The following is a 13,301-nucleotide window of genomic DNA, read 5'->3' on the forward strand; positions in this document are numbered from 1 at the left end:
TCGTCATGCCGGTATCAGAGCGTCATGCGGATCAAAGCGTTTTGGCGAGTTCTTCGAGCTGGTCGGCGCACTGTCCCCAACCCTCGTGGAAACCCATCTTCTCATGCTGTTCGCGGTCGGCGACGCTCCAGTGCCTGACCCGAGCGATGTAGCGGGTCTTGCCATTGCCCTCGTCCTCGAAGGTCAGCGCGACGGTCATGAACGGCTTTTCCGAAGGCTGCCAAGCCTCTGTGTAGGCGTCGGTGAGGACGATCTTCCTGCCGGGAACGACTTCGAGGAAGACTCCCGGGTTGGGGAATTCGTTGCCGTCCGGGCTAGCCATGACGACAAGGCTCGAGCCGCCGGTGCGCACATCCATCTCGGCGCGAGGCGTCGTCCACGGCTTTGGCGAGAACCAGCGCGTAATCAGTTTCGGGTCAGTCCAGCAGCGATAGACGTTTTCGCGCGGTGCATCGATGATGCGGGCGAGAACCAGTTCACGGTCGTTGGTGGGGGCGATGTCGAGCTTGATGGTCATGATGGCATCCTGCGTTTGATCTGGCTTCCGTCCCAAGGACGAGCCGATGAACCGCAAACCGACATCGCCCGCAAAGAAAATGTCGACACCGTCTCGATGGGCCGAGACGTCACCCACCTTCGTCATCAATGGGCGAAGCAGGAGCGCAGCGACGCAGCGCAGACCCGAGGATGACGAAGCGATAAAAACCTCTGCGCCGAGAAACCGGACGTGTCAGTGGCGTTTGGCTTGCACCAGATAAGCCTCGATCTCGGTCTCGCCGAGCCACCTTGCCGCCTCCAGCCGGTGCAGGCCTTCGACGAGGATGTGGCGCTTGCCGTCATGGCGGACCTGGATCGGCGTCTTCATGCCGTTTTCCAGGATGTCCTCGGCCAGATGGCGGACGGTCTCGGGATGCAGCGTCTTCTTGCGCGCCGTCGGCACGTAGATCTCGTCGACCTTGACCTTTTGCACTCTGAGCATTCCGACCCCCGTGGCGGAAACGCCGCCTCCCCTGAGATAGTCCGTTTGATGGAGGCGGCCAAGGGTGCGGCTAACGAATGCTGGCCCGATCGTTTCTATTTGACGCGTGACCGGCAGATCGCCGAAATGGCGGCCCTCGACCTTTTCAGGTGTTCATGACCCATCTGCCGACCGAATTCCCCGATTTCGGACTGACACCGGAGCAGCGCCGCCACGCGGTGCGTGGCCATTATTACGAATGGCCGGGGATGGATGGCGAGCGCGGCGAGATCTGGTGCTACAGCGACCGGTTTTCCTATCGCGCCGGAGAGACTGTGGCCTTGCATGTCAGCTCGACAGCTGCGACGTTCGGCATGACAATCATCCGGGATGGCGGCAGCGAAACCAAAGTGTTCGAGAAATCGGGCATCGCAGCACGCTGGCAGGAAAGTCCGGAACAATGTTCGGCTGAAGGCTGCGGCTGGGACGCTTCGCTCGAATTCCGTGTCGAGAACGACTGGCCGTCCGGAGCCTATCGGGTCACGCTGACCGCAGACGGGCGCGACGGCAAGCCGATCCAATACCACCATATTTTCATCGTCAGCCCGCAGCCGGGCCGTAAACCCGGCCGTGTGCTGCAGGTGGCGGCGACGGGCACCTGGCTGGCCTACAACACCTGGGGCGGCTCCAACCACTACCAGGGCATCACCGGGCCGGACCGCAACCAGTATTCGCCCATCGTGTCGACGCAACGCCCCTGGTGCCGCGGCTTCGTCGTGCTGCCGAAAGATGCGCCGCGTGTGCCGCTGGAAGTCGCCGTGCCGCCGAAGACGGTGCCGCGTTATCCGCATATGGAATGGGCGCTCGCCACCGGCCATTCGAAAAAGTACGCCTCGTCGGGCTGGGCGAGCTACGATAGCCACTTCTTCCGCTTTGCCGAGCGGGCCGGCTATCAAGTCGATCTCGCCAGCCAGCATGATCTCCATTTTTCGCCCGAAATTCTCGACGGCTACGACTGCGCCGTCTTCGTCGGCCATGATGAATACTGGACCTGGGAAATGCGCGACGCCGTCGACGCCTATGTCGAGCGCGGCGGCCATGCGGCGCGCTTTGCCGGCAATTTCATGTGGCAGACGCGGCTGGAAGACGAGGCCCGCCGGCAGGTCTGCTACAAATATCGCTCGCGTGCCGAAGACCCCGCCTATCTCCCAGGCGGCGACGTCACCCGCGCCACCAATTCCTGGGAAGCGCCGGAAATCGGCCGGCCGGGTTCGGCGACCTTCGGGCTCAACGCGACGCGCGGGGTCTATACCGGTTGGGGCGGCTGCGCGCCGCGCGGCGTGCGTGGTTTTCCGGTCTATAGGCCCGAGCATTGGGCCTTTGCCGGCACCGGCATCTACTATGGTGACCTGCTGGGCGCCGACAGCCATGTCTATGGCTATGAGGTCGACGGGCTCGACTTCGAGATACGCGGCGGCCTGCCCTACCCGACCGCTACCAGCGGCGCGCCAGACGGCTTGCAGGTTCTCGCCGTCGCCATGGCGAGCCAGGTCGAGGAAAGCGCCGATATCCCGATCGAGGACCAGTTTCTCACCGACGAAGACGGCCGCTTCACCGCCGAGACGCTGTTCGGCGAGGCGAGCGACGCCAATCTGGAAAAGGTCAAACGCGGCAACGGCATGATCGTCAATTTCCCGCGCGGCAAGGGCGAGGTGTTCCACGCCGGAACCTGCGAATGGGTCGCCGGCCTGCTAAGACAGGACCCGATGGTCGAACGCGTCACAAAAAATGTCCTCGATCGTTATCTCGGAAAGTCCTGACATGTCGAAAGTCCAGACCGCCACGCAAGCCACTGACGCCCGGCGAGACTCGCATCTGTTCTATCTGTCCAGCCTGCGCCGGCCGCTGATCGACCGTGCCGAGGGCATCTATATGTGGACGCAGGATGGCCGCCGCTTCATCGACGGCTCGAGCGGCCCGATGGTTGCCAATATCGGCCATTCAAACCGCAATGTGCTGGATGCCATGAAGCGGCAGATGGACCGCGCCACCTTTGCCTATCGGCTGCATTTCGAGAACGAGCCGGCCGAGGAGTTGGCACGCGAACTGGCCGGCAAGCTGCCGGAAGGCATGGACCGAATCTTCTTCGTCTCGGGCGGCTCGGAAGCGACCGAATCCTGCATCAAGCTGGCGCGGCAATGGGCCGTCGCCACCGGCCAGGTCAGCCGCTGGAAGGTGATCACCCGCTTCCCCTCCTATCATGGCGGCACGCTGGGTTCGCTCTCGGTCACCGGCGACGATGCGCTGGCCGAAACGTTCGAGCCGATGATGCGGGCGATGCCGACCGTGCCGGCGCCGAATGCCTGGCGCGACCGCGACAACCTCTCGATGGACCAGCGCGGCATCCGCTATGCCGACATGCTGGAGGAGAAGATTCTTGCGGAAGGTCCAGACAGCGTGGTCGCTTTCATCATGGAGCCGATCGGCGGTGCGGCGACCGCGGCACTGGTCGCGCCGGACAGCTATTACCCGCGCATCCGCGAGATCTGCGACCGCTACGGCATCCTGCTCATCCACGACGAGGTGATGAGCGGCGCCGGCCGCACCGGCAAATTCCTCGGCGGCGACCACTGGAACTGCAAGCCCGACATCGTCGCGCTGTCGAAGGGGCTGGGTTCGGGCTATGCGCCGCTTGGCGCGCTCGCCGCCCCGATGCGGCTGGTGCAGCCGCTGCTTGACTCCGGCGGCTTCCAGCACGGCCACACCTATGCCGGCAATCCGCTGGCCTGCGCCGCCGGGCTTGCCGTGCTCGGTGAAATGGACCGGCTTGGCCTGATCGCCAATGCGGCCGCCATGGGCGACGTGCTGATGGACGAGCTGAAGGGGCTGGCGAAGCGGTTTCCGTTCATCGCCGACGTGCGCGGCAAGGGCCTGCTCACCGGCGCCCAGATGGTTGCTGATCCAGAGACGCTGAGGCCGATCGACCAGACCAAGAAAGCCACGCAGCGGCTGCTCGACCTCGCCTATGAGCGCGGGCTGATCATCTATGGCCGCAGGGTCAAGGGCGGCGTCGACGGCGACAATTTCATGGTCGCGCCGCCGATGATCGTCACCAGCGAACAGGTCGGCGAGATCGTTTCCATCATCGGCGACTCGCTGGAGTCGCTGGCTGCCGAACTCGACCTGCCGGTCGAAGGCTGAGGCGACAAAGATGGCGCCTAGAAAAGTCATCATCACCTGCGCCGTCACCGGCTCGGTGCACACGCCGTCGATGTCGCCCTATCTGCCGGTGACGCCGGACCAGATTGCCACTGAGGCGATCGCCGCTGCGGAAGCCGGGGCCTCGATCCTGCATCTGCACGCCCGCGACCCGAGGGATGGCCGCCCGACCGCCGATCCGGACGTCTACATGCAGTTTTTGCCGCGCATCAAGCAGGCGACCGATGCGGTGATCAACATCACCACCGGTGGCTCGTCGCTGATGACGCTCGATCAGCGGCTGGCAGCCCCTTTGCGGGCCGAACCCGAAATGTGCTCGCTCAACATGGGCTCGATGAATTTCGCGCTGTTCCCGATGCTCGACAGGCCGAGGGAATGGCAGCACGAATGGGAGCCGAAGCTGCTCGAAGCGACGCGCGACACCATCTTCAAGAACACGTTTGCCGATATGGAGGGCGTGCTGGAGAGGCTGGGCAAGGGCTGCGGCACGCGCTTCGAATTCGAATGCTACGATGTTGGCCATCTCTACTCGCTGGCGCATTTCCGCGACCGAGGGCTGGTGTCTGGCCCATTGTTCATCCAGTTCGTGCTGGGCATTCTGGGCGGCATCGGCGCCGATCCCGACAATCTCGTCCATATGAAGCGGATCGCCGACAAATTGTTCGGCGACAGCTACCAGTTCTCCGTGCTGGCCGCCGGCCGTCAGCAGATGCCGCTGATCTCGATCGCGGCGGCCATGGGCGGCAATGTCCGTGTCGGGCTGGAGGACAGTCTCTATGACGGCCGCCAGCTGGCGAAATCCAATGCCGATCAGGTGCGCCGCATCCGTGGCATTCTCGACGGGCTGTCGCTGGAGGTTGCAACGCCAACCGAAGCACGCGACATGCTGGCGCTCAAGGGCGGCTACCGGGTGGCGTTTTGAGAGACGACCGTGATCAATCCAACATCCAATGACGTCCTCTTACGCCCCGGCCGGATCGAAGACGTCGAAACCATCCACGCGGCGATCCTGAAGCTCGGCACGCATATCGGTGCGCCGGAGGAAATCATCTCCACACCCGACGATCTCAGAATGTACGGCTTTGGCGAAAAACCCGCCTTTTCGACCCTGATCGCCGAAGTCGGCGGGGAATTTGCCGGGCTTTGCCTGCATTTTCCGATCTTTTCAACCTGGATGGGGCGGCCTGGAGTCTATGTGCAGGACCTCTATGTCGAGGATCGTTTTCGCGGCCGCAAGATCGGCGAGCGGCTGCTGCGGCACGTTGCGGCGCAGTGCCGGAACGAAGGCGGCGTTTATCTCCGACTGTCGGTCGACACCGACAATGAAGGTGCCAAGACCTTCTATGAAAGGCTGGGCATCGCCTGGTCGAGCTATGAGCAGACCCAAAAAATCATCGGCGAGGCGTTCTTTGCCTTCGCCGATGCGCCCCAAAACGAGGATCCGGAATGAAAGCCTTCTATGCCGAGGAACAGAAGCGTCACGACCCCAAGGCCTTTCTGTCAAGCGGTGCGGCACAGCCCAATCCGGAAAAGCCGGAGCGCGTGGAGAGATTGTTAGCCGGCGCAAAATATGCTGGCTGCACGATCGAGCGGCCTCGGGATCATGGGCTCGGCCCGGTCGCAGCTGTGCATACGCCCGAATACCTTGATTTCCTCGAGCATATCTACACGCGCTGGCAGCGCATCGAGGGCGCTTCGGCCGAAGTGATCCCCAACATCCATCCGATCGCGCGCAACGGCTCCTACCCGGCCTCGGCAGTCGGCCAGGCCGGCTACCACATGGCCGATACTGCTTGCCCGATCTCGGGCGAGACTTGGCAAAGCGCGCTGTGGAGCGCCTGGAGCGCGGTCGACGCGGCCGAGGCGGTGATGTCAGGCGCGCCGGCCGCCTATGCGCTATGCCGCCCGCCCGGCCACCACGCCTTTGCCGATGTCGCCGGCGGCTTCTGTTTCATCAACAACTCGGCCGTCGCGGCGCAGGTTCTGCGTAAGCAGGCCGCACGGGTGGCGATCCTCGATGTCGACCTGCATCACGGCAACGGCACGCAAGGCATCTTCTACGCACGGCCGGATGTGCTGACCGTCTCGCTGCATGCCGATCCGGTGCGCTTCTATCCGTTCTTCTGGGGTCATGCCGACGAGCGCGGCGAAGGCCCCGGCCTCGGCTACAATTTCAACCTGCCGCTGCCGCGCAAATCCGCCGACGCGGCGTTTCTCGAGGCGCTCGAGGTGGCGTTCCAGCGCATCCGGGCCTTTTCGCCGGACGCGCTGGTCGTTGCGCTCGGCCTCGACGCGTTCGAGGGCGATCCGTTCGGCGGACTTTCGGTGACGACGCCTGGCTTCTCGCGCATCGGCGAGGCTATCGCCAAGCTCGATCTGCCGACGGTCATCGTCCAGGAAGGCGGCTATCTCTGCGACGAACTCGGCGACAATCTGACTGCGTTCCTCACCGGCTTCGGCGGCAAGACGCGGTGAATGCTCAAGCCAGCGTCAGGAGCGCTGCTGCCTGAGCATGGCGATCACACGGTGTACGCTCTCCAGCGTCTCGTCGATTTCGGCTGCAGTGTTGTAGTGGGCGATGCCGATACGCACGACGCCATGCTCGGCTGGAATGCCGAGCTGGTGGACGATCTCCCAGGCGTAGTTATGGCCGGACCACAGGAAGATGTTTTCGGCATTCATCTGCCGCACGATCGTTTCGGGCACGATGCCATCGACGGTGAAGGAAACCGTCGGCACGCGCTCGCCGAGCCGCTTCGGATCGGTAATGCCCCGGATGGTCAGGCCCTCGATATCGGACAGGCCATCGATCAGCTGTTGCGCCAGCGGGTTTTCATAGGCGATCGAAACCGCAAACGCCTTGGCAATCTTCTGCCTTCTTGAACCGCCCTCGCCCGCCGCCGCGCCAAGGTCGGCAAAGTAATCGACCGCGGCCGTGAGGCCGGCCATCAGCTCGATCTGCGGCGTGCCGAGTTCGAACCGCTCCGGCAAGCCGTTGGACGAGCAGCGGCATTTGTATGGCTGCAGGTCGTCGATGACGTCGCGCCGGCCCCACAATATGCCCATATGGGGGCCGAAGAATTTGTAGGCCGAACAGATCAGGAAATCGCAGCCGAGTTCCTGCACGTCGATCAGGCCATGCGGCGCGAACTGGACGGCGTCGACATAGACAAGGGCCCCGGCATTCCTGGCTATGGCGGTCAGCGCCTTCACCCGGTTGATCGAGCCGGTCAAATTGCTGGCGTAGTTCAACGCGACCAGCCGTGTCTTCTCGGAAAGCAGACCAGCCAGCGTCGCCTCTTCGACCTGCCAGCTCTTTTCGTCGAACGGCAGCCAGCGCACGACGAGCCCGAGATCCTCGGCCAGCTGCAGCCAGGGCGACACATTGCCCTCATGGTCCATGCGGGTGAGGATGATCTCGTCGCCGGGCTGCATCGTGCGGCCGAGCGTGCGCGACATGTGATAGGTCAGCGTCGTCATGTTGGCGCCGATGATGATTTCCTCAGGGCTCGCCGAGCCAAGGAAATCGGCCATGGCCTGGTGCGCTTCATCAACGACCTGCTGTGCGGCAAGCGTCGTTTCGAAATAGCCGCCAAGGTTGGCATTGGTGGTCAAAAGGCAGCGCGACACGGCGTCCGCGACCGCCTGTGGCACCTGCGTGCCGGCAGGGTTATCGAGATAGATGCGGCGGCGGCCCTTGTCGGTCAGGAAGAGAGCCGGAAATTTTTCACGCACTGCCTCGACTGGAAAATTCATTGCTGCCCGCTCCCATTGTGCTCATTCAATATTCGGAGACTGACGACCTGTTCAAGGACAGGGATTGCCGACCCGCTGGTGGATCGCGTCCACCGCCTTCTGCATTTCTTCGGTCCAGGTGACGTCGACGGAAGACAGCGCCATGTCGAGCTGCGAAAGCGTCGTTGCGCCGACGATGTTGGAGGCTACGAACGGCCGGCTCGAGACATAGGCATTGGCAAACAGTGCCGGCTCCAGGCCAAAGGAGCGCGCCAGCTCATTGTACTCAAGTTGCGCTTCAGCGGCACCTGGCGTCTCGTAGCGCTGGCCGCGATTGAACAGCTGCGAGCGGGACCCCTGCGGTCGCGCGCCATGGTCGTATTTGCCGGTGAGATAGCCCTGGGCCAGCGGCGAATAGGGCAGCAACGACACTTGCTCGCGCTCACAGACCTCGGCGAGGTTTACCTCGAAAGTGCGGTTGACGAGATTGTAAGCGTTCTGGATCGACGCGACGCGCGGGCCGATGCCCTTGTCGGCTTCGGCAAGGAACCGCATCACGCCCCAGGAACTCTCGTTCGACAGCCCGAAATGGCGGATCTTTCCAGCCTTCACCAGTTCGTCGAAGACGCCAAGCGTCTCGGCGATCGGTGTTTCGTCGGCCGGTGCGCCGACGGAATCGGCGCGCGGCGACACGGCGCCGACGCGCGTCGGATTGGCACCCCAGGGGATATCCCGCTCCGGCCAGTGGATCTGATAGAGGTCGATATAGTCGGTGCCGAGCTTGGCCAGCGACTTGTCGATGGCGTCAAAGATATCGGCGCGCACCAGTTGCGACGGCCTGTCGCCGCGAAACCATGCGTTGGCCGTGCGGCCGACGACCTTCGAGGCCAGGATCACCTTGTCGCGGTTGCCCTTGGCCTTCATCCAGCTGCCGATGATCCTTTCGGTCCGTCCCTGCGTCTCCGCCTTGGGCGGGATCGGATAGAGCTCAGCGGTGTCGATGAAATTGACGCCACGCGAGAAAGCCAGGTCCATCTGGGCGTGGCCTTCGGCCTCGGTGTTCTGCTGGCCCCAGGTCATGGAGCCCAGGCAGATCTGGGTCACAAGAAGATCGGTCCGACCGAGACGGCGTTTGTGCATGAAATTCGGCTCCGGAGGAAGGCTGGCGCGACTGCGCGGAGGAAGCCGCATCTATAGGCAAAGCAGAGCCGCTCTCCAAGCCTCGCCAGACCGACTTTTGCGTGAACCAGCCGGGTTAGCGGCGAGCACCGGCTAGTGCACGGCGCTTGGCCTCGTCGATCAGCATGTTGGCCACTTGCATTCGGATCATGGCGCGCTGGCGCAAATGCGGGGCGACACGGTCGGGATGGTTGGCAAAGGCAAAGCGGCGGCGCATGCGGCTGAAGTCGGCGATTTGCTCGGGCTGATCGAGGCCAAGTTCGACGGCGATGGCTTCGGGATCGATCGGCGGCAGCTTTTCCTCGGGCTTTGGCTCTTCGCCGGCGAGAGCCAGCTTGGCATGATCGAGCAAGGCGGCGAATTCCGTCGCCAGATCCGCGCCCGCCTCGCGATATTCGGCAGCGGAAACCTTGATGCGGCCGGAATGGAGTTCATCGGCCACCGAAAGATAGTCAAACGGGATGGATGGACGAGCGCCGGCCTCTTCGCCCTCGCCATTCTTGTCGGGGGCGATGAAGAGGTCGTCGAGCAACGAAGCGAAATCCCGCTTGGCGCCAGTAGCGATGTCAGCCTCCCCCTCGCCCGACCATTCGGGTATCAAAGCATAGAACCGGCTCGTTAAAAATGCATGGCACCGATCTTAACGAATTTAGCCTTCGCCTCGTCTACCGCTTCACCCACCGCAATCCCAAAAACAAAAGCCGGACTGCATTTTCACGCAGTCCGGAATTCGCCAGGAGTGGCGAGGAAAAACCGGCCATGTAGCCAGCATTCGAGGCTACGATACGCACCGGCCAAAAGTTTCGCCGGGTTGCAGAAAATGGCGAAAAAATTCGCCAAGACAAAAATTCGCCAAGACATGGCAGGTATGCAAATGCTGCACTGCACAATTGTCACGATTCACCTATATTGGCTGGCGTGGAGGACCAATTTGGGGCTTGAATCATGGGTTTCTTCACTGAAATGTTCGCCCGGCCGCGGCCGCAGGAGCATCTGAGATACCGCTCGGCGCTCGCGCTGCTTCATTCGATGAGCAATGCCGACCGTGCCGACATCGGTATCACGCCGGCCGACTTCCCCCGCATCGCCCGCGAAATGTCCGTTCGCTAGGTACTTCCGGAGATGTCCCGGATCGATCCGGGACATCTCCAAAAAACTCAATTCCCTAGCGCGATCCCAGGAACGTCGCCTTGCCCAACGGCACGCCATTGTGGCGAAGAATGTCGTAGGCCGTGGTGAGGTGGAAATAGAAGTTGGGCATGGCCACATGCAGCAGATACTGCAGGCCGGGCATCGAACTTTCCCGTCCGCCAAGCTTCAGCTCGATGATCTTGTCGTCGGAGCCGTCGAACTCGGCAGCCGAAAAAGTCGCCAGAAGGTCGAGCGTCTTCGTGATGCGAGCCTGGACATCGGCAAAACTCGCCTCGTTGTCCTCATATTTCGGCACTTCGCGGCCGGCGAGCCGTGACGGCGCGCCCTTGGCATGATCGGTGGCGATCTGCACCTGCCTGGTCAAGGCGAACATGTCTGGCGCGAGCCGCGCCGTCAGAAACACCTGCGGGTCGATCTTGCGGTCAAGCGCATTCTGTTCGGCGGTCGCCAGCACATCGGAAAGCGCTTTCAGCCTGGCCGAAAACACCGGCACGGACGCCTCATACATCGATATCGTCACGTCAAATCTCCTGTCCGGCCGAACGCCGGCGGACGCGACGTAGCGCCTTCGCGCGCGATTCTTCAAGTCCGTCGAGCCTGCGTCACCACGTTGCCGCAATCGCCGTCGTAGAATCCTCTATCGAGCGGAGGTTCCCGATGAGACGCGCCCTTTTCGCAGCGACTGCCTTTCTCTCCCTGGCACCGATCGGCCAGACGGTATTGGCTGCCGACGATGCCCCCGAAGCACCCTATATCGACGATCGGTCGAGCGCCGACGCGGTTGTCCGTTCGCTGTACAGCGCCATCAGCCGGCACGAATTCGCCCGCGCATGGGGGTATTTCGGCGATACAAAGCCGGCAAAGGATTTCGATAGTTTCGTCAAGGGCTATGATGGGACGGACAAGGTCGAAGTCCAGACCGGGACGGTTTCCGACGAAGGCGCGGCTGGCAGCATTTTTTACAACGTCCCCGTCGCCATCCGCGCGACGGACAAGGCTGGCGGCGAAAAGGTCTTTGCCGGGTGCTATACGCTGCGCCAGGTGAATGCCCAGATCCAGGCGGGGCCGCCCTTCGATCCAATCCATATCGAAAAAGGCGCGCTAAAACCCTCCACCGCCGATTTCGAAGAGGCGATGCCACCAAGCTGCGGCGACGGGCCGCCACCGCCAAAGAAAGACACCGCACTGGAGCAGGCCAAGAAGGCCTTTCTGGCAACCTATGGCGACCAGTGCGACAAGCAGTTCCTTGCCAATGAGCCGACCGTTTTTTCGATTAAATACAAGGACAAGGATGCGCAGCCCGGCGATCCCGACAAGGAGACGCGGCTGTTCCATTTTTCCTGCTCGGCCGCGGCCTACAATGAAAGCTCGATCTACTACATGACCGACGACGTGTCGGGCGTGCAGCAGTTGCAGTTCGCCGAGCCCAAGATGGACATCCGCTACGAGAACAATGACAGCAACGGCAAATTGCTGGGCATGAGTATCGTCGGTTTCCAGACGTCGGGCTGGGCAGTCAATTCCGCCTATGACGAGGCTGCCCACACGATCACCACGTTCAACAAGTGGCGCGGCATCGGCGATGCGTCCGACGCAGGGACGTATCTGTTCCGCAATGGCAATTTCTCGCTGGTCCAGTATGACGTCGATGCGTCCTATGACGGCGAGCAAAATCCCGAGACTGTCATCGACTACAACACGGCGCCCTGAGCGTCACACGAGCTTGCAGGCTGCGTCGATCAGGGCGCCTTCGACAGCATCCAGTTGAGCGTGCCGCGCCAGTCGGTCATGCGGATCGGAGTGCCATGGGTGCCGGTCTCGAAGCGGACGAAGCGGGTCGGATAGGTCTTCGATTTGGTCAGGATCGAGCGAAAGAACGCCTCCTGCTTTGCCACGGGGTAGACCACGTCATGGCTGCCCTGGCCGAAGAAGACCGGCACGCGGCGCTTGAAGGCCGGGCTGGTGAAAAAGCTCTCATCCCACAGCGAACCGAGCAGCAGCAGGCCGTTGATGCGGCCGCCCATGTCCTTGCGCGCGGCCAGCTTCCAGCACAGCGCGCCGCCCATAGAGCCGCAGGCGACGAAGATCTTCGCGCCTGGCGACTGTTCGGCATAATGACCGATCAGCGCCGCCACCTGCGCCGCTCCCGTATCGCCGAAATCGGGGAAATCAGGACTGAGATAGAGGCCGCCATTGCCGGCCATCAGGTTCTTGAGCCGGTTGAAATTGCCGCCGAATGTGAAGTCGTCGACACCCTGCTTGCGGCTGCCGCCCTGCCCGTGCAGATAAAGCACGATGATGCCGGCGCCCTCGGTCTTGCCGACGGCGACATGCCTGACATCGCCGGCATCGGTCTTCAGCAACAGATCCTGCTGCATCTTGCGGACGCTGGTGTCGGTGTATTGGGCGTTCACCCGCCGCTCCGGCACCTGGTCACGCTGGTTGATGTCGCGCATCTCGCGGTAGTCGATGACCGTGTAGGTGCCGTTGATGTCAGACGACAGCGTGGGCGGATAGGCGAAGAGATCGTCCTTGAAGGGTTTTAGGGACAGCGTCTGGCTTTGCGCGGCCGAAGACAGCAACGCGGTCGCGACTGCAAAGGCACAGAAAATTTGGCAGCGAATAGACATGCCCAAGGCATGCGTAATTCGCCTTGGGTTTGTCAATCCTGCAGCACGCCGCCGGCGCCTTCGAGTGCCTCGCGTGTGTCGACATCGACTGACGCCGCCGCGCCGATTTCGACATCGATGACATCGAGCCCTTCGGTCTCGACCAGATGGCGCGCGCCGGTGTCGCCTTCGAGATGGGCGATCGCCGGAAACAGCGAGCGCGGCAAAAGCACAGGGTTGCCGCGCTTGCCGTCATGCGAGGCGCGGACCACCGCATTGCCGCCGGCCTTGCGGAAAGCATCGATCAATCTGTCGAGATCATCGGACGTGATATCAGGCATGTCACCGAGAACGATCATCACGCAGGCGGAATCTTCCGGCAGATAGGCGATGCCGGCTTTCAGCGAGGTGGACAGGCCCTCGGCAAAATCGGGATTGTCAGCGAAGGT

15 protein-coding genes are annotated in these 13,301 nt (G+C 62.5%); 7 read left to right on the forward strand and 8 right to left on the reverse strand.

Features of this window, described 5'->3' with window-relative positions:
* Nucleotides 1-31: 31 nt before the first annotated feature.
* Both EOB59_RS14795 and EOB59_RS14800 read right to left on the reverse strand, forming a co-directional pair.
* Entirely contained in the window at nt 32-517 is a 486-nt protein-coding gene (locus EOB59_RS14795; protein WP_127269871.1) for an SRPBCC family protein, read from the reverse strand.
* A gap of 213 nt (nt 518-730) precedes the next feature.
* Nucleotides 731-979, reverse strand: coding sequence for a ParB N-terminal domain-containing protein (locus tag EOB59_RS14800; RefSeq protein ID WP_127269873.1), 249 nt, complete (start codon nt 977-979; stop codon nt 731-733).
* A 155-nt stretch (nt 980-1,134) separates the two neighbouring features.
* Between EOB59_RS14800 and EOB59_RS14805 the strand changes: the two genes are divergently transcribed.
* Genes EOB59_RS14805 through EOB59_RS14825 form a run of 5 tightly spaced genes read left to right on the forward strand, consistent with a single transcriptional unit; the run spans nt 1,135 to nt 6,652 of the window.
* Entirely contained in the window at nt 1,135-2,778 is a 1,644-nt protein-coding gene (locus tag EOB59_RS14805; protein ID WP_127810625.1) for a N,N-dimethylformamidase beta subunit family domain-containing protein, read from the forward strand.
* 1 nt (nt 2,779) lies between these two features.
* On the forward strand, nt 2,780-4,159 hold the full coding sequence (locus EOB59_RS14810) for an aspartate aminotransferase family protein (protein WP_127810626.1): 1,380 nt from the start codon (nt 2,780-2,782) through the stop codon (nt 4,157-4,159).
* 10 nt (nt 4,160-4,169) lie between these two features.
* Entirely contained in the window at nt 4,170-5,099 is a 930-nt protein-coding gene (locus EOB59_RS14815) for a 3-keto-5-aminohexanoate cleavage protein (RefSeq protein WP_128288654.1), read from the forward strand.
* Between the two features lie 12 nt (nt 5,100-5,111).
* Nucleotides 5,112-5,627 carry a GNAT family N-acetyltransferase gene (locus tag EOB59_RS14820; RefSeq protein ID WP_128288662.1) on the forward strand — a complete coding sequence of 172 codons (516 nt, stop codon included), beginning with the start codon at nt 5,112-5,114 and terminating at the stop codon, nt 5,625-5,627.
* Nucleotides 5,624-6,652 (forward strand): histone deacetylase family protein, encoded by a 1,029-nt coding sequence (locus EOB59_RS14825; protein ID WP_127810628.1) that lies wholly within the window; start codon nt 5,624-5,626, stop codon nt 6,650-6,652. The genes EOB59_RS14820 and EOB59_RS14825 overlap by 4 nt, the downstream gene beginning before the upstream one ends.
* Before the next feature lie 15 nt (nt 6,653-6,667).
* Here the strand turns inward: EOB59_RS14825 and EOB59_RS14830 are convergent, their stop codons facing one another.
* The 3 genes from EOB59_RS14830 to EOB59_RS14840 all read right to left on the reverse strand — a co-directional run bounded on the left by EOB59_RS14830 (nt 6,668) and on the right by EOB59_RS14840 (nt 9,623).
* On the reverse strand, nt 6,668-7,933 hold the full coding sequence (locus tag EOB59_RS14830; RefSeq protein WP_127810629.1) for a cysteine desulfurase-like protein: 1,266 nt from the start codon (nt 7,931-7,933) through the stop codon (nt 6,668-6,670).
* 51 nt (nt 7,934-7,984) lie between these two features.
* Complete coding sequence (locus EOB59_RS14835; RefSeq protein WP_127810630.1) at nt 7,985-9,052, reverse strand: aldo/keto reductase; 1,068 nt, start codon at nt 9,050-9,052, stop codon at nt 7,985-7,987.
* Nucleotides 9,053-9,167: 115 nt separating this feature from the next.
* On the reverse strand, nt 9,168-9,623 hold the full coding sequence (locus EOB59_RS14840) for a hypothetical protein (RefSeq protein ID WP_128288655.1): 456 nt from the start codon (nt 9,621-9,623) through the stop codon (nt 9,168-9,170).
* 413 nt (nt 9,624-10,036) lie between these two features.
* Between EOB59_RS14840 and EOB59_RS14845 the strand changes: the two genes are divergently transcribed.
* Nucleotides 10,037-10,201: a DUF1127 domain-containing protein gene (locus tag EOB59_RS14845; RefSeq protein WP_128288656.1), complete on the forward strand. Its 165-nt coding sequence runs from the start codon at nt 10,037-10,039 to the stop codon at nt 10,199-10,201.
* Nucleotides 10,202-10,256: 55 nt separating this feature from the next.
* On the opposite strand, the gene EOB59_RS14850 is transcribed toward EOB59_RS14845, so the two are convergent.
* Nucleotides 10,257-10,763, reverse strand: a complete 507-nt coding sequence (locus EOB59_RS14850) for a DUF1993 family protein (protein WP_127396334.1) — start codon at nt 10,761-10,763, stop codon at nt 10,257-10,259.
* A 137-nt stretch (nt 10,764-10,900) separates the two neighbouring features.
* On the opposite strand from EOB59_RS14850, the gene EOB59_RS14855 reads away from it, so the two are divergent.
* Nucleotides 10,901-11,953, forward strand: coding sequence for a DUF1176 domain-containing protein (locus tag EOB59_RS14855; protein WP_128288657.1), 1,053 nt, complete (start codon nt 10,901-10,903; stop codon nt 11,951-11,953).
* Between the two features lie 29 nt (nt 11,954-11,982).
* Here the strand turns inward: EOB59_RS14855 and EOB59_RS14860 are convergent, their stop codons facing one another.
* Nucleotides 11,983-12,873 (reverse strand): alpha/beta fold hydrolase, encoded by an 891-nt coding sequence (locus EOB59_RS14860; RefSeq protein ID WP_128288658.1) that lies wholly within the window; start codon nt 12,871-12,873, stop codon nt 11,983-11,985.
* Nucleotides 12,874-12,905: 32 nt separating this feature from the next.
* Nucleotides 12,906-13,301, reverse strand: a 396-nt coding sequence (locus EOB59_RS36305; RefSeq protein ID WP_245486629.1) for an NTP transferase domain-containing protein, incomplete at its 5' end; no start/stop codon positions are given.

Origin of the sequence: Mesorhizobium sp. M7A.F.Ca.MR.176.00.0.0 (assembly GCF_004023165.1) — a bacterium.
In the GTDB taxonomy this organism is placed as follows: domain Bacteria; phylum Pseudomonadota; class Alphaproteobacteria; order Rhizobiales; family Rhizobiaceae; genus Mesorhizobium.